Genomic DNA, 18,823 nt, shown 5'->3' on the forward strand with positions numbered 1-18,823 from the left:
TAAATCGCAGCGACTTCTGGCGGCCAAACACCAGTTTCGGTAAACCTTTGTTCCATGATGATTATTTCCTCAGGCCCGCGCAGGCTTTTAATCGCGGTTGTATCGCTGGTCACAGCCCTTGTGCCGTTTTATTCCGCCCATGCGGAAATGAGCGCCTGGGCGGAAAACGAGGGCGGCCGCATGCGCCTCGTGGCGCTCGCACCCGATGCCGCCGGCAAAATCCGCGCCGCCCTTCAGATCGAGCCGAAGCCCGGCTGGATCACCTATTGGAAAGAGCCCGGCAACAGCGGCATTCCGCCCCAAATCACCATCGCGGCGGAAAGCGGCGTCACGCTCGATGCCGTCGCCTATCCCGTCCCGAAGCATTTTTTCAAGGGCGCGATCGAGGATATCGCCTATGACGCGCCGGTGACGCTGCCGCTGTCGTTGACGGCGGCCGGCAAAGGCCCGGTGACGATCGACGCCGCCGCCTTCATCGGCATCTGCAAGGATATTTGCATTCCCTTCCAGGCGAATTTGCAGCTGAAGCTTGGCCCCGCCATCCAGTCGCACCCGCAGGAGGAGGCGATCCTTCAGGCCGCCAATGCGAGATTGCCGAAGCCGCCATCGCCGGATTTCGACGTGACGGCGCATGCGATGTCGCCCGACAGGAAGACGCTGTCGCTTGATCTCGTCTTGCCGGGTGAGGGGAAGACCGCGCCCGATATCATCGTCACCGGTCCGAGCGGTTATGCCTTCACCAAGCAGATCGGCGGCAAACGCGACGGCAGGACCTTCAAGGTCGATATATCAATCGGCAAGCTGCCGAAGGATTATGACATATCCGCCAAGCAATGGAGCGTGCTCGTCATTGACGGCGAAAGGGCGATGGAGACCACACTTGCCTTTCAATGATGGGCTCCTATAGTCGCCTCCGATCCCTGCGGCGCCCGCCGCCGCCAAGCCGGAATTTCCAAAGCCAGAACCCAAAGCCCGGAACCCCCCGGAGCCGGAAACCGCTAAGGACAGAACCAAGGAGAAGACCATGACCATCGCGATCGGCGACAAGCTTCCTGCCGCCACCTTCAAGGAAAAGACGACTGACGGCCCCGTCGAAATCACCACCGATCAGCTCTTCGCCGGCAAGCGCGTCGTGCTCTTCGCCGTGCCGGGCGCGTTTACGCCCACCTGCTCGCTGAACCACCTGCCGGGTTATCTCGAAAACCGCGATACCATCCTTGGCAAGGGCGTCGACGACATCGCCGTCGTTGCCGTCAACGACTGGCACGTGATGGGCGCCTGGGCGCAATCATCAGGCGGCATGGGCAAGATCCACTTCCTCGCCGATTGGGATGCCGGCTTCACCAAGGCCGTCGGCCTCGACGCCGACCTCTCCGCCGGCGGCCTCGGCCTCCGCTCCAAGCGCTATTCGATGCTGGTGGAAGACGGCGTGGTCAAAGCCCTCAACGTCGAGGAAAGCCCCGGCCAGGCCACCGTTTCGGGTGCCGCCGCGATGCTGGAACAGCTTTGAGCGTTAGAGAAAGTCTGCCCCTCACCCTAACCCTCTCCCCGTAAAAGCGGGGCGAGGGGACGTGCCCTGCGAGAGGTTGGTGGGACCGGAGAGGTTGCGGCTATCTCCCTTCGCCCCGCGAGCGGGGGTCCGAAGGACGGGGCGAGACCCGTGGCTCGACCCCGGTCGGTGCCGGCAGGCGGATGAGGGGCCGCCGAGGGCTCGAACGATCACATCCCAAACATTATAAGAGACATCCTGCCAGATGAGGGGCGGCCATTCGGTCGCCCTTTCAATTGTGTGAGGTACCTGCCAGCCCCGCCTCAATCTCGCCGCAATCGTTATAACATAACCGTAATGTTATTACATTGTAGGATGCACCATGCCCCCGAGCCCCGACCGCCCCTCCGTCAGCCTGCTCGGGCAGTCGGCTTTATCCAGAGTGATCGGCATGGCGCTGGTCATTGCGCTGCTGTGGCTGGCGATCCACTGGGCGGTTGTCTTGCCATGACGCCGCTGATCCGTCTGGAGAATCTGACCGTCGCCTATAACAGGCACCCCGCCGTCCATCATGTCTCCGGCGCCTTCGCCGCAGGAAGCCTGACGGCGATTGCCGGGCCGAACGGGGCAGGCAAGTCGACGCTGCTGAAGGCGATCATGGGCGAGCTTCGTCCCGCCGAAGGCAGGGTCGAGCACCGGCTGGGGCGGGCGGAATTCGGTTACCTCCCGCAGGCGGCCGAGATCGACCGCCGCTTTCCGATCTCGGTGATCGACACCGTCATGCTCGGCGCCTGGAAGAAAACGGGCGCCTTCGGCTACATCGCCCCCAGTGAGGTGAAAAGGGCAGGCGAGGCGCTCTCTGCCGTCGGTCTCGAAGGCTTCGGCCGCCGCCATGTCGGGTCGCTCTCGGCCGGACAGTTCCAGCGTGTGCTCTTTGCCCGCCTGCTGCTACAGGATGCCGGCATCATCCTGCTCGACGAGCCGTTTACGGCGATCGATGCCCGCACGACCAGGGACCTCGTCGATATCGTTACCCGCTGGCATGGCGAGGGCCGCACGGTGATCGCCGTGCTGCACGATTTCGAGCTGGTTCGCGCCCATTTCCCGCAAACCCTGCTGCTCGCCCGCGAGCTGGTCGGCTGGGGTGCGACCGCAGACGTCATGTCCTCCGTCAATCTCCTGAAGGCCCGCGCCATGGCCGAGCGCTGGGATGAGGATGCGAATGCCTGCGCACCCGAAGAGGCGCCGGCGGCATGACGGCTTACGATCTCTTCCTCGCGCCCTTTGCCGATTACGGTTTCATGCGCCGCGCGCTCGTCGCCTGCCTGTGCCTCGGGCTCGGCTCCGGCCCGATCGGCGTCTTCCTGATGCTGCGGCGCATGAGCCTGATGGGCGACGCTATGAGCCATGCCGTGCTGCCGGGGGCGGCGATCGGTTACCTCGTCGCCGGCTCGCTGTCGCTGACGGCGATGGGCCTCGGCGGCCTCATTGCCGGCCTGTCGGTGGCGCTGCTTTCCGGCGCCGTCAGCCGGATGACCGTGCTGCAGGAGGATGCGAGCTTTGCCAGCTTCTATCTCGCCTCGCTGGCGCTCGGCGTGCTGATCGTCTCACTGCGCGGTTCGAATATCGATCTGTTGCATGTGCTCTTCGGCACCATCCTGGCGATCGATGCGCCGGCCCTTTATCTGATCGGCGCGATCACCTCGCTGACGCTCGTCATCCTCGCCTTCATCTACCGGCCGCTGGTGGCCGAATGTTTCGATCCGGGGTTCCTGCGCGCCGTCGGCGGGCGCGGGCCGGTCTATCACGTGCTCTTCCTGCTGCTCGTGGTGCTGAACCTCGTCGCCAGCTTTCAGGCGCTCGGCACGCTGATGGCAGTCGGCCTGATGATGCTGCCGGCAGCCGTCGCCCAACTCTGGTCGCGCAGTCTGCCTGTCATGATGGCGATAGCAGCGGTCAGTGCCGCCACATCCGGCTATCTCGGCCTGATCGCCTCCTACCATCTCGAACTCGCCTCCGGTCCGACGATCATCATGACGGCGGCACTGCTCTACGGCCTGTCTATTCTTTTCGCGCCCTCCGGCTTAGCCCGGCGCTTCTTCCCCCGCCCGCATTTGAAGGGCTGATCCCAAGGAGACTTCGATGACACCGCACAGACTGCTTCTCTCCGCAGCAATCCCCGCTTTGATGGCGCTGTCGGCCGCGCCCGCCTCCGCCGAAACGCTGAAGGTTGTGGCGTCCTTCACCGTGCTTGCCGATGTCGTCAAACAGGTCGGCGGCGAGCACGTCAAGGTGACGAGCCTGGTCGGGCCGAACGGCGACCCCCATGAATTCGAGCCGTCGCCGGCCGACGCGAAGAATTTGAAGGCAGCGCAGGTTACCTTCGTCAGCGGCGAGGGGCTGGAAGGCTGGATGGACCGGCTGATTACCGCCTCGGGCTATAAGGGCAAGCCGGTCACGGTTTCCGAAGGCATCAACACCCGCACCATGGAAGAGGACGGCGAAAAAATCACCGATCCGCATGTCTGGAACAGCCCCGTCAACGTCAAGATCTGGGTCGCCAATATCGAAAAGGCGCTGTCATCGGCCGATCCCACGGACGCCGCCGCCTTCAAGGCCAATGCCGCGAAGTACACGCAGACGCTGGACGAGTTGAACGCCTATGCCCATGCGAAATTCGACAAGGTGGCCGACGATCGCCGCAAGGTGCTGACCAGCCATGATGCCTTCGGTTATTTCGGCCGCGAATATAATGTCAGCTTCCTCGCCCCGCTCGGCCTGTCCACCGAAAGCGAGGCATCGGCCGCCGACGTCGCCAAGCTGATCGAGCAGATCAAGAGCGAGCATGTGAAGGCTTATTTCTTCGAGAATTCCAACGATCCGCGCCTGGTCAAACAGGTCGCCAAGGCAACCGGTGCCGAGCCCGGCGGCGAGCTCTATGTCGAATCCCTGTCCGACGCCAAGGGACCGGCGCCGACCTACGAGAAGATGTTCAAGTATAATGTCGACCAGCTCGCCGCCGCCATGGCGAAATCGAGCTGATCAATCGAGGGCTGCAGGCCTGTCCTGCGGCCCTCACAAATTAAGGTCGAAGACCAGGATGCCGGCAAGGCCTCCATCCGTCGACGAGACGATGCGCTCGCCGACCGTCACATGCTCGGGATGGATGAGATAGGCATCCCGGGCCTCGGCGCTTTCGAAGGTCACGGCAAAACCGTCGACGAAGCCGCCATGCAGCCCTTCGGGCGAAACATTTGGCCCGTATTTGATATCCAATATGCCGGGAATGACTTGTTTCAGGGCGACGATCGCCGCAAACAGCGACTGCTTGTCTTCGGCCGTCACCGCGGTCTTCAGCCGCAGGAATACGCAGTGCAGGATCATCAGAGGTCCTCCCGATTTTCTTTGCGTGGAGAATAGCGGCGAAAGCCGGGAGAGCAACGAGATTTATTTTTCACGCGGACGTTGTGCCGCAGCCGTGAGCCGGGCAGATTACATCTGGTCGGTCTTGACCAGGGGCCGCTTGTAGATCTTCTGGACGAGATCGCTCGCCAGCGCGCGAGCTTGATCTTTCTCAGCCGCCGTCATCGGCCGACAGGTGTTCCTGGTGTTTGAACTGTCGAGCACTGTCGTGGAACCGGAATTGGCGATGACGAGATGCCAGCTGCAGGAGGCGACCTTGTCGATGGCGACGGCACCATGGCAACCGGTGGACAGGCAGAAGGCAATGGTCCTCTGCGCCCCGTTGTCGCCTTTATAGGCCAGCGCTACGGCTTTCTTGATATCCGTGACCCATCGCTCGCATTGCGCCTGTTTTGCCCCCGGCTGGCAGCTCTTGGTAACGGGAGTGACGTCGCCGGCCTGAAGCGGCGAGACGCAAAAAACACCCATCGAGAGGGCGAACAGAAACTTGAGCATGGGATTTTCCTTGTGCAAGCAATGAGAGACGCACATCGCAGGCCGTTGGTCAATGGCTACTCACAAAAGGGAAGGGTGGCGCGCCAAGCAGATGTTGGCGAACCACCGGGAAAATCCGAAATTGTCTCGATCCGCCGCCGCCGCTATTCCAGGACGACCACGGCTTCGACCTCGAAGAGCATGGGGTCGATGGCAAGCTTGGGAACGGGAATCAGCGTCTGGGCCGGCAATGCTTCGCCGAACATGTCCTTGACATTCCCAGTCAGCACCTCGAGCTTGGACACGTCGTGATCGACCACGAAGACCGTCAGCTTGGCGACCTGATCCGGTTTTGCGCCGAGCGCATCGAGGGCGGTGCGCAAATTCGCATAGGCCTGCTTCACCTGGACGGCGAAGTCGGGTGACAAGGCGCCCGTGCTGTCCTGGCCGCCCTGTCCGGAGATGTAGGCCAGCCGGCCTTGGCGCGGCACGATCACCGCCGTGCTGTAGCCATTCGGTGAGGGATCGTAGAGGTTTTCCGGATTGACGATGGTCAGCTTGAGATCGTCCTCATTGGCTGTTGCCGCAGTTGGAACGCTGATGGTCATGATGATGAGTCCTCCGATAATGAGATGCTTGATTGCGCGTGACATGACTTCTCCTGGTTTTCCAGGGCTGCGAGCGACGGATCCTCGCGGCCTGCAGGATGGAATCTTATCGCCACATGATTGACTCGTACGGCGTACGATTAAATTGCATCGTACAGCGTACGAGTCAATCGGTCAGCATCGACATTCCCAGCATTGTCGGCTTAGATCGACGTCTGATCGGTAAGGAAGACGAATGGCAGCCAAACGCAGCGGTGCTGAGAGCAAAGGGTCTAGGCGGAGAGGTGCGTCACCTCAGTCCGGGCAGGAGCCGCGCAGTGAGCCGCCTCTCTCGCTGGAACGGATCGTGGCGACCGCGGTGGAACTTCTGGACGCTGAGGGTGTGGACGGATTGAAGATGCGCCGGCTGGCCGATCGCCTAGGCTCTGGCGCGATGAGCCTCTATTGGCACGTCGACAACAAGGAAAAGGTCTTCGATCTGGCGCTGGATTCGGTGCTCGAATATCGCGGACCGTCTGACATCGTCGAGTCTCGAGACTGGCGCGGGGACATCGTTCATATGCTCGAAGACTGGCGCGCCAGCATGCTGCGCCATCCCTGGTCGGCCTCGCTGCTGCCGCGCCGTGCGCTCGGCCCGAACATCCTCATTCGCCTGGAACGGCTGAGCAAGACCTTGTCCGGAGCCGGTGTCATTGATGCGGATTTGAACGTCGCGATATGGTCGCTCTGGAACTATGTGATCGGCGCGACCATCACCCGGGCGAACTTCGACCTCTCCGATGACGACAGGGCGGCTGCGCAGCAGCGCCTGACAGGTCTGAGCGAGCACTACCCGACGATCGAACGCTCTCGTCTGCTGCTGGACAATGATTGGGACGGCGCCTTCAGGAAGGGTCTCGACTTCCTGCTCGATGGCCTCGCTCCGCGCCAGTGAACATTGGTCATTTCCTCGACGAGACTGTGCCGGATTTTGCGCGCGTGCCGCGGGTGAGCGGGTACTGTCGCGACACGGTTTCCCGGCTATGTCCGCAGGATTTTCTCCATCGCTTTCCCCTTGGCGAGTTCGTCGATCAATTTGTCCAGATAGCGGATTTCCCGCATCGTCGTTTCCTGGATGTCTTCCACGCGGACACCGCAAATCACCCCTGTAATCAACGATCGGGAGGGATTCATCTGCGGCGCTTGCGCAAAGAAATCCTCGAAGCTGGTCTTCTCAGCCAACTGATCGTCCAGGCTCTGCTGGCTATACCCCGTCAGCCAACAGATGATTTCATCGACCTCTGTCTTCGTCCGCCCCTTCTTCTCTGCCTTGGCGACATAGTGGGGATAGACGCTCGCGACGCTGATGGAATAGATGCGATGCTTCGTCATGCCTGCTGCTCCTCAACGTTCCAGATATTTTCCGGCTTGAGATAGCTGACTTCAAGTCCTCAACAAGTGCCCGATAATGGGTAAGGATACGCGGTCGCGAAGTAGATCAGTGCAAAGGCGGCATCTCTACAGCGCCGCGCATCTTCGACCGGATTGCACCAACAACGGACATCGGCTCGGTTTGGGTAGATGACCGCTACGGGGCCGGCTGCGGACCGGAAGCTTTGAGGTCTTGGCCAAGCAAAGCGGCCATTTCTACTTTAGGGCGTAATGGCAGATGCTGAGCTCGTATCTGATATCTGTGGTCTACTCAGCTCGCTGATGCTGGCGCCCTTTGGGTTGAAGGATAGCTTCGGTGAATGGCCGACGGAGCACCGATAGAGTTATTCCATCACGGTCTCAGCATCATCTACTATAAACTTGGCTCGGGCATATAGCTCATCGAACGTCATGACCTCAGGCCATCGGAGCGAGCGACGGAACAACTCGAACGACCTAAACTTGTCCTTATTGGCGCCGTTCGGACTATCGAGTTCCCCAAGGTTGCCAATGACCAGAAATGAGCGGGGCTGAAACTGAAACAGAGTCTCTCCCGTTAAGTCACCCGTCTCGGAATGGGTAGGCCGAAAAACCTCGGTTAGGTCTTCCAGCGCTCGTTGGACCGTAACCTGTATTTGGGACACTGCACCGGCAAGCTCCAAGCTCGGCGCAAAAACGCCTGGCCGATAGCTCCTGACTAGATCGGTGTCGGAGGTCTTGATTTCCACGAAGCAGAGCGAATTGATGGCGGCGACGGTCTTCATGAGCCCATCCACCTCCTTGCCGCGGCCGGTGATGTTATATCCCGCGACCTTGGATTTCAGCATCTGGCCGTCTAGCTTGCTCATCGGCATGTATGAGAGGCCATAGCCAAATATCCATGTGTTCCGCTCAAAGAAGGCCTGCCACGCGTCCTCCAGACGTCCCTTGGCCGCCACCTTCTCGCGCTCGCGGAATGCATCGTCCTCAAGCATCCGCTTGAAGTAGGCCAACTCTTTCTTGCGACGGGCGAGGTTATAGATTTCCTGGGCCTCCACGTCGGTCTCAAGCACCGCATTTAGGAGGTTCGGGTCTTCCACCAGGGCTTTGGCAATCTGGCGTCGGTCGAACGAGGACTGGACCTGGGCGCGGTCGGGCAGTTTGCCACCGTTCTCGTCCACGAAAATCATGGTCTCGCAGGCCTTTATAAACGTCAGTAGCTCATCTATCTCCTTCCCGTACAGCGGGAAGGTGTCGACAGCGTAGGGCATATTCTTGCTGTTCCATTTCTGGAAGGTGAGGGTGCTAATCTTGCCGCTGTCCTCGTGCAGTGTCGCCTTGAACTGGTAGCGCCCGGCATTGCTCTTCCGCAGGACGACCTCTTTACCTCCCTTCACTGCTATAATTCCCCCTTTGCCCTCGACCACCCGATACATGAACCTCTTTGGAGGTATGTTCTTCTCACCTATTTGGGTGAGGCGCTTGGAGTAATAGGTGATCTGGGGTAATCGGCCCCAGAAGTAAATCTCATCGCTGTCCGACATTGGCTTCCCAACACGCAAATGCAGGCGCCTAATGTACCCCGACTATTTTCCAGAGTCTTGATGTACGGCATAATCCACAGGTGCGCCCTCACCTCACAAACCGCCAGCGTTTATGGAGCACTTCGGTAAAGTATTTGAAGGATGAAGAAGAGGCAGGTCATCCGCTCTCCACGCCAAAATTTTCCGCCAAGACGCTTTTGATCTGATGTCCGCTTTCGGGCGGACGCAAACCTATCGGAAAGACCGAATTGAGGGCGCGTTGCCGCCCGGCCGCTGCCGACCTTATCGGGTCATTTGCCTTCCGCTCCGACAAGGAAAGCTTCTGTACCGAAGCTGCGGCTCGAAATGAAATATTCAACGCCGCTTCGGGGGCTCCCCCGATCCGGGCTGCGTTCAGGATGGCCCAATCGGCGTCACCCGTTCAATGCGATATCTCTTCTCGAACTCACGGAGCACCATTTCGAGTGTTGCCTCAAAAGCACCCTGGTCGAACATCATCGATTTATTTGCCTCGTGAAGGTAGCGCCAGTCGGTGAAGGCATCTTGATGCTGATACAGAATGTGACGAATGCTGTAGTCGATGTGGAAACCGTTGGGATGATGCGGGACCACTGACCTTTTGAACTCCGCATCGAGTTTCTCTTGGCTTTCGGGCTTTAGGCTATCAAACAGTTTCGTTAGGTTGTGCGATTTGACGACTTTTGGATCGTCGTAGTCGAAAACGAACCACGCTTTCAGTGCCAACTCCATGGAAAGCGCCAAAAGCATCGGTTCAACACCGACGTGTTCGCTTTCGCGGAGGGCTGCATCCTTTCCGAATTCTGGGCCTGGAAAGCTCTGGGTTTTTCGAAAAATCGCCTTTGCGGCTTCCCCGATTCTAATTGCCGTCGATAGGCGCGCACTCATTAGAGGTCCATTTGATCGATGTAGACTGGTTTGGAACTTGGGCTGAGACATTACAAGAACGCCATCGCTTAAGCCAGGTGGCGCGGAGCTACAACCTAACTACAACAAGGTGGAGTTGAGTTCACCGCCGGGGCTTGTTTTCTCCCTCACCCAATTCAGGCGTCCGGCTACTGAGCGGACTGTCCTTTTTGATGAACTCCTCGAAGGTGGATGAACGACCGAAATGAGGCCGCATTGCCGCCCGGCAGCATTGGCTCGGTCGGTGGTTTCTCTGGCCGCATTTCTGCCAAAGTTCGAAAGCAAATCGCCCGCGATCACCAATTGCCGAAGTGTGAGGGGCGCAACGGGCTGATGGGCGTCTCGCTCATCAGGCCTCTTGTCTTGAAGGAGGAGCGCTAGGATGAGCACCGACCCGGATACCGTGCGGTCTTATGATAGGGTCGCGGCGGAGTACGCTGCCGAGGCCGCGGCGATGCCCGAATGGGTCGCCACAGAGATCGATGCGTTCGTCACCGAGCTGGGGGGCTCGGGCAGGGTGCTGGAGATCGGAAGCGGTGGCGGGCGAGATGCACTTGAGCTTGAGAAGCGCGGAATCAGCGTCCGGCGCACCGACATTGCAAAAGGTTTCGTCGAACTGCTTCGCGAAAGTGGCTTCGAGGCCGACCTGTTGGACCCGCTGACCGATGACTTGGCCGACCCGCAGCGTCCCGGCACGCCGTATGACGGGATCTGGGCCTGTGCCTGCCTGATTCATGTCGCGCGCGAGGATTTCGGCACGGTGCTTGGACGGCTTGCCGAGGCGACCCGGACCGGCGGCCGATTGCACGCCTCGGTAAGAGAGGGCGAAGGCGAGGATGTTTCCACACACGGCAGCGCTGCAGCGCCCCGGCGCTACGTCGAGACATACTGGCGCGAGTCTGCCCTGCGGTCCGCACTCAGAGACGCGGGCTGGATCGTCAGCGAGGTACGTCGGTGCGTTGGAAAGCCCCATGATCATTGGCTGAGTGTTCGGGCGAGTCGGGCGTGACGCACATGGAACTTGCGGGAGTGGCCAGTTGTGGCGCGACCATGAACTCTAGGTGGTCACCGCAATGTCGGCTTCCGGGTGAAGATTCCTCGGTGGCCGACATGAAGGCGCGAAGCCGACGTTCAGCGAGCTAACCTTCTATTTCCGATTGGGCCCCATGGCAGACATGAGGCGCACACCGGCCATGTTAGTCGTGAGCGCCGATCTTCCATAAACGCCTATTAGAGGGATTGTTGTCGTCGCGGTCATCGGCGATCGGACGGTGCTTCCTCGCCGGAACGAGAAAGCACCGTCGCGTCTCGGCTTAGCGTTGCTCCGGCACTCCGGGCACTTTGGACCTCGCCTCTTCTGCGCACCGTGGCCGGAACTCGAAGATTCAGCCCCGGGGCTGCAGCAACGCCAGAACGATAGTCGATAACGCCAACATGGCTGTAAGTGTCAATGGCGCTGCGGGACCATAGTGATCGACCACGTAGCCGCCGAACACCGCACCGATGCTGATGGCGACCTGGAAGGAAACGACCATCAGGCTGCCAGCTGCCTCCAAGGCATCCGTTGCGCCGCGGGACAAGTTGGTTGGCAGTACTACCGGAGCCATCCCGAAGGCGAGACCCCAAAGTGTAACCAGGGCAAACGCGATGCCGCTATATGAACCCCACAGTACGAGAGCAAGCGCCGCAAACGCCATCAGTGCGCCGGTCACAGCGAGTGCCGTACGGATATTGGCGTCTGCCATTCGTCCGCCGGCGATATTACCGATCACAGCGGCGATGCCAAATCCGAGCAGCGCCAAGGCAATCGGCCCGGTGCCAAGGAGGGTTACCTGCTCGAGGAAGGGTCGCACGTAGACTGAGCCGGCAAAATGTCCCGTCATCAGCAAGACGATGGCAAGCATTCCCAGTTGAACAGTGCGCCGTTTTGTCAGCCCGAAGACGTCAGAAAGACTGTTGCTCGTGGTTGCGGGTAACGTCGGCAAACTGAGAATCTGAAGCAGCATCGCAACTACCGCGAGGCCTGCGGTCATCGCCATGGCGGCACGCCACCCAAGCCAATCGCTAACCAAAGCACCCATGGATGGTGCAGCTATGGTGGCAAGAGAGACGCCCAGGGTGACTATAGCCATACCCCGCCCTGTCGCATTGGCGCCAACCAATCTCGCCACAACGGCAACTGAAAGTGCCCAGAAGCCACTTAGCGCGATTCCCAGCCCGGCTCGCCCCAACAACAATAGCCAAAAATCCGTCGCGAGGGCGGCCAGGAGATTGGAGCCGACAGCCAAGGCACTTAAGCCAACCAGGACAGTCTTCCGGTTCAGCTTGCCGATGAAAACATTGCTCAACAAGGCCGTTACCGCGCCGACAGACGCGGTTGCAGTGACAACCTGACCAGCTGTTCCCTCGCTGACGCCAAGGTCGCGCGCCATCGGCGTCAACAGGCCCGCCGGCAGGAATTCAGCTGACACAAGCGCGAAGCTTGTGGCCGCCATCGAAATAACGGCAAACCAGGTGGTGCGGCTCCATGAACTCGGAACGGTAGTATCGAGGGCGATCGCGCTGCTGTCGAGCTGTGATGTTGTGTCCGTCATTTAAAATACCTCCAAGATTTGGAGGTCTTCATAGCGGAGTCTTTCAGGATGATATGTATCCTAAAGTCCGAATTCCATGTCCGTTCGTCCGGAAATGGTGCGGCGCATAACCCCAGGCGATACGCTCGTGATGCGCTTGAAGGCGCGAGCGAAAGAGGCTTCAGACTCGTAGCCCAGTTGAGAAGCGACCTCGGCAACCGACATGTTTTGACCAAGCAACTCTCGTGCAAGCTGCATGCGCAGACGGGCGAGATACCGCGCCGCGCCTTCTCCTAAGATGGCACTGAAGCGTTCCGCGAAGATCGAGCGCGATTGACCTGCCACGCCAGCAAGGGTCTCCAGCGTCCAGTCATGGCCGGGATCTCGGTGCATGGCCGCCAGCGCACGGCCGATATGAGGATCGCGGATCGCAGCGAGCCAGCCGCTGGTCGAGGCCCCGCTGCAATTGACCCAGCAGCGAATGAGCCGTGCGACGAGTACGTCCGCCATGCGTGACAAAACCGTGGCGCTGCCTATCTGGGGCTGAGACGCCTCCACCGTCATCGCGGCGAGAAGCGGGCCGACGACTGGATCATTGCCAGCAACATCACAACCCTTGATGATCGGCGGCATCAGAGCGATCAACGGGTTGAGCGCATTCGCACCCAAGGCCATGGAACCGCAGAACAGGGTGCTTGTCGCGCCTGTTCCTTCCTGCACCACTTCGCAGACGTTCCCCCCCAACTTGATGACCTGGCAGCTCTTTAGCGAGTCCTCCACAACATCCGGCCTACTGGCCAGTCGGTGTTCGACCCCTTGTGGCAACAAGACAAGATCGCCAGCTTGCAGTTCCTGCCATCCCTGGGTTTCTGTATAGATCCAGCATGGCCCCTCACTGACGAAATGAAATCGCAGCAGCTGTTGCTGCGGAAAGGCGATGCTCCACGGATCGCGCAGCTCACAACGGCCGTAGTTGACGCCGCTCAGGCGAAAGTCCTGTAGAACTTCGCTTAGTGCGTCCGTGGGAATATGCGTCGAAGACTGGGATGAACGATCAAGCATTGAGCCAATTTATATGCCAGGCGTCCGGACTGCAAGTATTGCCGATCCGGGGCTTCCTCTAAGGCGAAGTCTGGTGGGTGCAGCCTCGGGCTGGCTGGTGCGAATTGAGGTCGACGAGCCGCATTGCAGCACGGGTTTCGTCACGAGCTAATCTCTGTCCGTCGCTGACATGGTTTCAACGGGCAGTGACATAAACCGGCTTGGGGCAGTAAAAATCATCCAGTAAGACGATCTCTCCCCAAATCTCGGTAGCGGCCGACCATGGGATTTTCGCCGATCCCAATCAGACGCAACTTCAAGTCCTTCATCGAGAAACGTGATCGGCACTGCGGCTCGAAATCCTGCGGAAGCAACTCACGACTAAAGCGACACTTGTTTTCCCGGATTTTGCAAACGTCGCAGAATAGACGGTTTTGCGTCAGCGACGATTTTCGGTGTTGTCATAGCGTAGCGTGGCCGCCTCTACCTTGTCGCCGTTGGCCGCTGCCCATGAACACAGTGCTTCAAACGGCTCCCGCAGTGAATGGCCTAGTGGAGTAATTGCATATTCCACGCCAATCGGCTGCGTTGGGAGCACGGTTCTCGTCACAAGGCCGTTCCGCTCAAGCCTCTTCAAAGCGTCGGCCAGAGCCTTGTGCGTGATCCCATCGAGACGCCGCTTGATTTCGTTGAAGCGCGAGGGTTTGTGACAGATCACTGTCAGTATCAGGATCGTCCATTTGTCAGCGATCTTGTCGAGCACCGGGCGAACCTGCGCCATGTCGCCAAACGCGCGATGAGAAAGTGCCTCCAGATCAGTATACTCGTCCATATCTAGGCTACTTCAGGTGCGTAATTGATACCAGATATACAATGTATATCATAGCGAGACCATCAATTGAAAGGATTTACGATGGCTCGAATGAGTAACAAGATTGCCCTGGTCGTCGGCGGCGCCAAGGGCATCGGCTTGGCAATTGCAGAGCGGCTTTCTGCCGAAGGGGCGAAGGTCTTCATCACCAGTCGTAGAAGTGAAGATGCCGCGAAGGCGGCCAAGGGTATCGGCAATGACGCGGTCGGCATTGCCGCCGATGCCAGTGTCCCCGAAGATATGGTGGAGGCTGTCGAAAAAGTGCGAAAAGCATGCGGGCGTATTGACGCGCTCGTATTGAATGCAGGCCTCTCCGAGCCAGCGCAGATCGCCGAAATAACGCCAGACCACTTCGACCGCCACTTCGGCGTCAACGTCCGCGGGATGGTTTTCGGCCTGCAGGCGGCTCTCCCGGCGATGACAGGAGGTGGGGCGGTCGTCCTCGTCGGATCCATCGCCGATAGCGCGGGCTACTCTTCTTACGGAACCTATGCCGCCACCAAAGCGGCCGTCCGTTCCTATGCCCGAACCTGGACGGCAGAACTCGCGCCCAAAGGTGTACGCGTCAACGTTGTTGCGCCCGGTCCAACCGATACGGAAATGATGGCTGCGGTTCCGGAAGACACTCGCGCGGCACTTGTCGCTCCGATCCCGATGGGACGAATGGCGAGGCCTTCAGAGGTGGCTGCGGCCGCCTTGTTCTTGTTGAGCGATGACGCGAGCTACATCGCCGGTGCCGAACTGTGCGTCGACGGCGGCTTGCGGCAGGTCTAAGGTTCCGTCGAAACGGTGTACCCGATCTGAGCAGGTCGGGTACAGCAAACGCGCTTGACGACAGACCAAGGCCGCAAATCAGCCGCATCATTCAACAACGAGCAGGTGTCCGCGTCGGGCCGAAGGCGGCCTTTGGTTGCTACCGGAAACCGACGAGACTGCCCGCTCCGCTCACGCCCGTTTCGTCAACGGAAAGCGGTCGCGAAGCAGCCGCAGCACCGATTCCGAAGGGATCGGCGGGCCGAAAAGGTAGCTCTGGCCGTAGTTGCAGCCCATCTTGGCGAGTTCGATGGCATCCTCGTTGGACTCGATCCCCTCTGCCACCACCTTCATGTCGAGTTCGCGCGCCATTGCGATCACCGATCTGAGCACGGTTGCCTTCTTGTCGCTGCTGTCGCGCACCAGGGCCTTGTCGAGCTTGATCATGTCGAAGGGGAAGCGGGTGAGATAGGCGAGCGACGAATATCCGGTGCCGAAATCGTCGAGCGCCAGCCCGATCCCGGCTTCCTTCAGCTTCTGCAGCACGAGGCGAGCCTGTTCCGGATTTTCCATCACCATGGATTCCGTCAGTTCGAGCTTGAGGCGCGAGGGATGGCAATGCGTCTTGGCGAGAACCGAACGCACGTCGTCATAGAGCTCGTTGTTGAGCAGCTGCACGCTCGACAGATTGATCGAGACGAAGATCGGCAATTCGCCGGTCTGGTGCTGCCAGCTCATCAGATCGTTGGTCGCCTGTTCCAGTGCGAACATGCCGAGCGGGCCGATAAGATCGGAGGCCTCGGCGATCGGGATGAATTCGGACGGCGGGATATTGCCGCGTTTGGGATGTTCCCAGCGCATCAGCGCCTCGAAACCGGCGACCTCGACATCCTCCAGCCTTGCGATCGGCTGGTAGACCATCGCCAATTCCTTGCGCTCGATGGCGCGGCGCAGATCCGTTTCCAGCTGCAGCCGGTCGGTGCCGAAGTCGCGGAAGGCCGGCTGGAACGGCTCGACACGGTTGCCGCCGGCCCGTTTTGCCCGGTACATCGCAAGTTCCGCATCGCTGAGCAGGCCGGTGGCGCTCTCCTGCCGGTCGACCCAGGAGGCAAGCCCGACCGAGGCGGTCAGGATGATCTCGCGATTGGCGAAGTTGATCGGCACCATGATCGCCTTGCTGATCGCATCGGCGAAATCGGCGACCTTGGCCGGATTGTGCTCGGAAACCAGGATGAGGCCGAACTGGTCGCCGGCAAGCCGCGCCAGTGTGTCCTGCGGTTTCAACAGCCGGCGCAGCCGCCGCGTCAGTGCGATCAGGATGTTGTCGCCGGCAGCGACGCCGAGCGAATCATTGACCAGCTTGTAGCGGTCGATATCGATCACCATCACCGTCGGGCGCAGCGTATCGCCGCCCGGCGCCAGCGCCAGCACCGACTGCAGCCGGTCGAGGAAGACCTGCCGGTTCGGCAGGCCGGTCAGATTGTCGTGCAGCGCATCGTGCAGCAGCCGCTCGACGGAATTCTTCTGTTCGGTCACGTCGACGATCGTGCCGACGCAGCGGATGATCTCGCCGTTCGAGCCGAGCACCGGCCGGGCCCGGATCAGCAGCCAGTGGAAATGGCCATCCTCGGCGCGGATGCGGAACTCGTGGTTCAGCCGCCCGCGCCGGTGTTCGAGCAGCACGTCGAGCGTGGCGCGGAAGCGGTCGCGGTCGTCTGGATGCAGCCGCGGCAGCCAGTTGCGCGCCGCGCCATGCATGGTGCCGGGCGACAGGCCGAGCTTGATCGAGACGTCGGGAATGGTGACGACGCGATCGCGCGCCACATCCCAATCCCAGACCATGTCGCCGGAGCCGGTCAGCGCCAGCGATTGCCGCTCGAGATCGGAAAACAGCCCTTGCTGATAGGCGCCGCCGGCAAAAGCATGCTGCATGACGGTGAAGCCGATCAACAGCACGATGAGCACCAGGCCGCCGCCGAGAGCCGGCTGAATGATGTCGTTGTCGAGCCGGCCAGTAACGGTCAGCCACGCCCCGAACAGCCAGACGAGCGTCAGCGCCCAGGCAGGCACCAGCAGAATGGCGCGGTCGTAGCGGTTGAAGCCGAGATAGATGATCAAGAGCAGCCCCGTCGCGGCCGTCAACGCGAAGGAAAGCCTGGCGATGCCGGCGGCGATCGACGGGTCGTAGATCGCCACGCCGAAGAGCAGGGCAAGGCCGAGCACCCAGGCAAGCGTGGCGTAGCCGAGATGCGCATGCCAGCGGTTGAGGTTGAGATAGGTGAAGAGGAAGATGACGAAACTCGAGGCCAGCGCCACCTCGGCGCAGGCGCGCCATATTCGCTGGTCGGCCGAGGCGACGCTGATCAGCTTGCCGAGAAAACCGAAATCGACGCAGATATAGCCGAGCACCGCCCAGGCGAGTGCTGCCGTCGCCGGCAGCATCGAAGTGCCCTTGACGACGAAGAGGATGGTCAGGAACACGGCGAGCAGGCCGGCAATGCCGAGCACGATGCCGCGATAGAGTGTGAAGGCGTTGATCGTGTCCTTGTAGGCGTTCGGTTCCCAGAGATAGATCTGCGGCAGTTCCGGCGTCGACAATTCGGCAACGAAGGTGATGACGGCGCCGGGGTTCAGCGTGATGCGGAAGACGTCGGCTTCGTCGCTCGGCTGCCGATCGAGCGCGAAGCCTTCGCTCGGCGTAATGGCGCTGATGCGTTGCGAGCCGAGATCTGGCCAGAACAGCTTGGAATTGACCAGACGGAAATGCGGCGCGACGATGACGCGCTCGAGCTGTTCCTCCGAAACGTTGGCGAGCGCAAACACCGCCCAGTCGCCCTGATGGTTCTCCGAGCTTGCCCTGACCTCGATGCGGCGGCGGATGCCGTCGGCGCCGGCCGCCGTCGAAACCTGGAAGGCCTCGCCCTGGTTGGCGTAGATCTCGGTCGTTGCCGTCAGGTCGAGCGCGGTATCGTCACGGGAAATCTTTACCGGTTCGGCCGCCTGGGCAACACCCGCCACGAAGGCGAAGGCCGCCAGGAAAAGGGCTGCGATCACCGCGATCACTCGTCCGGACGGTGACTTGGGCAGCATGCGGTCTCTTGTCATCAGCTGTCGGTTTTCCTGCCTTTATCCGTATCGGTGGCGAGACGTGAAAACATCACATGGTCATGCCACTGACCGTTGATCTTCAAATACCCGCGCAGATAGCCTTCCTGTTGAAACCCGGCTTTTTCAAGCAGACGGATGCTGCGCGCGTTATCTGGAATACAGGCTGCTTCGATACGGTGCAACTCAAGCCCGGTGAAGATGTAAGGAATAACCAATTGGAGGGCGGCGAACATATGCCCCTGGCCGGCATGGCGTTCGCCCATCCAGTAGCCGATCATGCAGCTTTGCGCCGCACCCCGTCTGATGTAGCCGATGGTGACGCCGCCGATGAGCGTCATGTCGTCTTTCAGGAAAATGAACAGCGGCACCGCCTGGCCCGAGGCATATTCCTGCTTGCCGCGGACGACGCGGGCGCGGTAGGCGCCCTCCGTCAGCTCGTCGCGCCGCCAGGTCGGCTCCCAGGGTTCCAGGAACTTGCGGCTGTCGGCGCGCAGCCGGTGCCACTGGTTGAAATCCTGGTAGCGCGGCAGGCGCAGGAGATATCTGTCGTTCTCCAGCTGCACCGCTTCCGGCTGCCGCTGCAGGAACCGAAAAACCGATTTTGGCATCGATCACTCCCGGCAGGA

Annotated in this window: 20 protein-coding genes; 9 read left to right on the forward strand and 11 right to left on the reverse strand. The window is 60.5% G+C overall.

All coding sequences use genetic code 11. The annotated features are described in order from the left end of the window. The first annotated feature begins 54 nt into the window (after nt 1-54). From HFO71_RS09935 to HFO71_RS09955, 6 genes are all read left to right on the forward strand, one after another. Nucleotides 55-894, forward strand: a complete 840-nt coding sequence (locus tag HFO71_RS09935) for a protein-disulfide reductase DsbD domain-containing protein (protein ID WP_221987927.1) — start codon at nt 55-57, stop codon at nt 892-894. Nucleotides 895-1,024: 130 nt separating this feature from the next. Then, nucleotides 1,025-1,510, forward strand: coding sequence for a peroxiredoxin (locus tag HFO71_RS09940; RefSeq protein WP_003546004.1), 486 nt, complete (start codon nt 1,025-1,027; stop codon nt 1,508-1,510). A gap of 361 nt (nt 1,511-1,871) precedes the next feature. After that, nucleotides 1,872-2,000 carry a hypothetical protein gene (locus tag HFO71_RS36180; RefSeq protein ID WP_017959275.1) on the forward strand — a complete coding sequence of 43 codons (129 nt, stop codon included), beginning with the start codon at nt 1,872-1,874 and terminating at the stop codon, nt 1,998-2,000. Continuing rightward, nucleotides 1,997-2,746: a metal ABC transporter ATP-binding protein gene (locus HFO71_RS09945; RefSeq protein WP_221987928.1), complete on the forward strand. Its 750-nt coding sequence runs from the start codon at nt 1,997-1,999 to the stop codon at nt 2,744-2,746. The genes HFO71_RS36180 and HFO71_RS09945 overlap by 4 nt, the downstream gene beginning before the upstream one ends. Next, nucleotides 2,743-3,615, forward strand: a complete 873-nt coding sequence (locus tag HFO71_RS09950; protein WP_221987929.1) for a metal ABC transporter permease — start codon at nt 2,743-2,745, stop codon at nt 3,613-3,615. The genes HFO71_RS09945 and HFO71_RS09950 overlap by 4 nt, the downstream gene beginning before the upstream one ends. A 16-nt stretch (nt 3,616-3,631) precedes the next feature. Continuing rightward, complete coding sequence (locus HFO71_RS09955; protein WP_221987931.1) at nt 3,632-4,531, forward strand: metal ABC transporter solute-binding protein, Zn/Mn family; 900 nt, start codon at nt 3,632-3,634, stop codon at nt 4,529-4,531. A gap of 33 nt (nt 4,532-4,564) precedes the next feature. Here the strand turns inward: HFO71_RS09955 and HFO71_RS09960 are convergent, their stop codons facing one another. The 3 genes from HFO71_RS09960 to HFO71_RS09970 all read right to left on the reverse strand — a co-directional run bounded on the left by HFO71_RS09960 (nt 4,565) and on the right by HFO71_RS09970 (nt 6,039). Then, the gene (locus tag HFO71_RS09960) at nt 4,565-4,873 is read right to left on the reverse strand and encodes a Dabb family protein (protein ID WP_168268883.1); all 309 of its coding nucleotides are present in this window, start codon (nt 4,871-4,873) and stop codon (nt 4,565-4,567) included. Between the two features lie 108 nt (nt 4,874-4,981). Continuing rightward, nucleotides 4,982-5,407 (reverse strand): hypothetical protein, encoded by a 426-nt coding sequence (locus tag HFO71_RS09965; protein ID WP_168345806.1) that lies wholly within the window; start codon nt 5,405-5,407, stop codon nt 4,982-4,984. A gap of 143 nt (nt 5,408-5,550) precedes the next feature. Next, nucleotides 5,551-6,039, reverse strand: a complete 489-nt coding sequence (locus tag HFO71_RS09970; RefSeq protein WP_221987932.1) for a RidA family protein — start codon at nt 6,037-6,039, stop codon at nt 5,551-5,553. Nucleotides 6,040-6,229: 190 nt separating this feature from the next. Here HFO71_RS09970 and HFO71_RS09975 point away from each other — a divergent pair, with 190 nt between their 5' ends. Next, nucleotides 6,230-6,928 (forward strand): TetR/AcrR family transcriptional regulator, encoded by a 699-nt coding sequence (locus HFO71_RS09975; protein WP_221987934.1) that lies wholly within the window; start codon nt 6,230-6,232, stop codon nt 6,926-6,928. An 86-nt stretch (nt 6,929-7,014) separates the two neighbouring features. On the opposite strand, the gene HFO71_RS09980 is transcribed toward HFO71_RS09975, so the two are convergent. The 3 genes from HFO71_RS09980 to HFO71_RS09990 all read right to left on the reverse strand — a co-directional run bounded on the left by HFO71_RS09980 (nt 7,015) and on the right by HFO71_RS09990 (nt 9,833). Then, on the reverse strand, nt 7,015-7,365 hold the full coding sequence (locus tag HFO71_RS09980; RefSeq protein ID WP_221987936.1) for a DUF2200 domain-containing protein: 351 nt from the start codon (nt 7,363-7,365) through the stop codon (nt 7,015-7,017). A 383-nt stretch (nt 7,366-7,748) separates the two neighbouring features. Beyond that, a complete protein-coding gene (locus HFO71_RS09985; RefSeq protein WP_051449386.1) occupies nt 7,749-8,927 on the reverse strand; it encodes a Shedu immune nuclease family protein in 1,179 nt (392 codons plus the stop codon). Nucleotides 8,928-9,320: 393 nt separating this feature from the next. After that, nucleotides 9,321-9,833 carry a hypothetical protein gene (locus tag HFO71_RS09990; protein WP_221987938.1) on the reverse strand — a complete coding sequence of 171 codons (513 nt, stop codon included), beginning with the start codon at nt 9,831-9,833 and terminating at the stop codon, nt 9,321-9,323. Nucleotides 9,834-10,233: 400 nt separating this feature from the next. Here HFO71_RS09990 and HFO71_RS09995 point away from each other — a divergent pair, with 400 nt between their 5' ends. Further along, complete coding sequence (locus HFO71_RS09995; RefSeq protein ID WP_221987940.1) at nt 10,234-10,860, forward strand: class I SAM-dependent methyltransferase; 627 nt, start codon at nt 10,234-10,236, stop codon at nt 10,858-10,860. 376 nt (nt 10,861-11,236) lie between these two features. Here the strand turns inward: HFO71_RS09995 and HFO71_RS10000 are convergent, their stop codons facing one another. The 3 genes from HFO71_RS10000 to HFO71_RS10010 all read right to left on the reverse strand — a co-directional run bounded on the left by HFO71_RS10000 (nt 11,237) and on the right by HFO71_RS10010 (nt 14,297). Further along, complete coding sequence (locus tag HFO71_RS10000; RefSeq protein ID WP_221987942.1) at nt 11,237-12,445, reverse strand: MFS transporter; 1,209 nt, start codon at nt 12,443-12,445, stop codon at nt 11,237-11,239. 60 nt (nt 12,446-12,505) lie between these two features. After that, nucleotides 12,506-13,486, reverse strand: a complete 981-nt coding sequence (locus HFO71_RS10005; protein ID WP_132613233.1) for an AraC family transcriptional regulator — start codon at nt 13,484-13,486, stop codon at nt 12,506-12,508. Between the two features lie 418 nt (nt 13,487-13,904). Continuing rightward, nucleotides 13,905-14,297: a winged helix-turn-helix transcriptional regulator gene (locus HFO71_RS10010; RefSeq protein ID WP_221987943.1), complete on the reverse strand. Its 393-nt coding sequence runs from the start codon at nt 14,295-14,297 to the stop codon at nt 13,905-13,907. Nucleotides 14,298-14,378: 81 nt separating this feature from the next. Between HFO71_RS10010 and HFO71_RS10015 the strand changes: the two genes are divergently transcribed. Beyond that, the gene (locus HFO71_RS10015) at nt 14,379-15,110 is read left to right on the forward strand and encodes an SDR family NAD(P)-dependent oxidoreductase (RefSeq protein WP_132613231.1); all 732 of its coding nucleotides are present in this window, start codon (nt 14,379-14,381) and stop codon (nt 15,108-15,110) included. Between the two features lie 171 nt (nt 15,111-15,281). Here HFO71_RS10015 and HFO71_RS10020 read toward each other — a convergent pair whose 3' ends face one another. Both HFO71_RS10020 and HFO71_RS10025 read right to left on the reverse strand, forming a co-directional pair. Then, nucleotides 15,282-18,194, reverse strand: a complete 2,913-nt coding sequence (locus tag HFO71_RS10020) for a sensor domain-containing phosphodiesterase (protein ID WP_132613229.1) — start codon at nt 18,192-18,194, stop codon at nt 15,282-15,284. Further along, the gene (locus HFO71_RS10025; protein WP_168257627.1) at nt 18,194-18,805 is read right to left on the reverse strand and encodes a GNAT family N-acetyltransferase; all 612 of its coding nucleotides are present in this window, start codon (nt 18,803-18,805) and stop codon (nt 18,194-18,196) included. The genes HFO71_RS10020 and HFO71_RS10025 overlap by 1 nt, the downstream gene beginning before the upstream one ends. Nucleotides 18,806-18,823 lie beyond the last annotated feature (18 nt).

It is taken from the genome of Rhizobium laguerreae, from assembly GCF_019778565.1.
Lineage (GTDB): Bacteria > Pseudomonadota > Alphaproteobacteria > Rhizobiales > Rhizobiaceae > Rhizobium > Rhizobium laguerreae.

Bases quoted from the DNA above. Each gene is read 5' to 3' on its own strand.
- HFO71_RS09935 (WP_221987927.1), top strand. From the start codon at position 55: ATGATGATTATTTCCTCAGGCCCGCGCAGGCTTTTAATCGCGGTTGTA.
- HFO71_RS09940 (WP_003546004.1), top strand. From the start codon at position 1,025: ATGACCATCGCGATCGGCGACAAGCTTCCTGCCGCCACCTTCAAGGAA.
- HFO71_RS36180 (WP_017959275.1), top strand. From the start codon at position 1,872: ATGCCCCCGAGCCCCGACCGCCCCTCCGTCAGCCTGCTCGGGCAGTCG.
- HFO71_RS09945 (WP_221987928.1), top strand. From the start codon at position 1,997: ATGACGCCGCTGATCCGTCTGGAGAATCTGACCGTCGCCTATAACAGG.
- HFO71_RS09950 (WP_221987929.1), top strand. From the start codon at position 2,743: ATGACGGCTTACGATCTCTTCCTCGCGCCCTTTGCCGATTACGGTTTC.
- HFO71_RS09955 (WP_221987931.1), top strand. From the start codon at position 3,632: ATGACACCGCACAGACTGCTTCTCTCCGCAGCAATCCCCGCTTTGATG.
- HFO71_RS09960 (WP_168268883.1), bottom strand. From the start codon at position 4,873: ATGATCCTGCACTGCGTATTCCTGCGGCTGAAGACCGCGGTGACGGCC.
- HFO71_RS09965 (WP_168345806.1), bottom strand. From the start codon at position 5,407: ATGCTCAAGTTTCTGTTCGCCCTCTCGATGGGTGTTTTTTGCGTCTCG.
- HFO71_RS09970 (WP_221987932.1), bottom strand. From the start codon at position 6,039: ATGTCACGCGCAATCAAGCATCTCATTATCGGAGGACTCATCATCATG.
- HFO71_RS09975 (WP_221987934.1), top strand. From the start codon at position 6,230: ATGGCAGCCAAACGCAGCGGTGCTGAGAGCAAAGGGTCTAGGCGGAGA.
- HFO71_RS09980 (WP_221987936.1), bottom strand. From the start codon at position 7,365: ATGACGAAGCATCGCATCTATTCCATCAGCGTCGCGAGCGTCTATCCC.
- HFO71_RS09985 (WP_051449386.1), bottom strand. From the start codon at position 8,927: ATGTCGGACAGCGATGAGATTTACTTCTGGGGCCGATTACCCCAGATC.
- HFO71_RS09990 (WP_221987938.1), bottom strand. From the start codon at position 9,833: ATGAGTGCGCGCCTATCGACGGCAATTAGAATCGGGGAAGCCGCAAAG.
- HFO71_RS09995 (WP_221987940.1), top strand. From the start codon at position 10,234: ATGAGCACCGACCCGGATACCGTGCGGTCTTATGATAGGGTCGCGGCG.
- HFO71_RS10000 (WP_221987942.1), bottom strand. From the start codon at position 12,445: ATGACGGACACAACATCACAGCTCGACAGCAGCGCGATCGCCCTCGAT.
- HFO71_RS10005 (WP_132613233.1), bottom strand. From the start codon at position 13,486: ATGCTTGATCGTTCATCCCAGTCTTCGACGCATATTCCCACGGACGCA.
- HFO71_RS10010 (WP_221987943.1), bottom strand. From the start codon at position 14,297: ATGGACGAGTATACTGATCTGGAGGCACTTTCTCATCGCGCGTTTGGC.
- HFO71_RS10015 (WP_132613231.1), top strand. From the start codon at position 14,379: ATGGCTCGAATGAGTAACAAGATTGCCCTGGTCGTCGGCGGCGCCAAG.
- HFO71_RS10020 (WP_132613229.1), bottom strand. From the start codon at position 18,194: ATGACAAGAGACCGCATGCTGCCCAAGTCACCGTCCGGACGAGTGATC.
- HFO71_RS10025 (WP_168257627.1), bottom strand. From the start codon at position 18,805: ATGCCAAAATCGGTTTTTCGGTTCCTGCAGCGGCAGCCGGAAGCGGTG.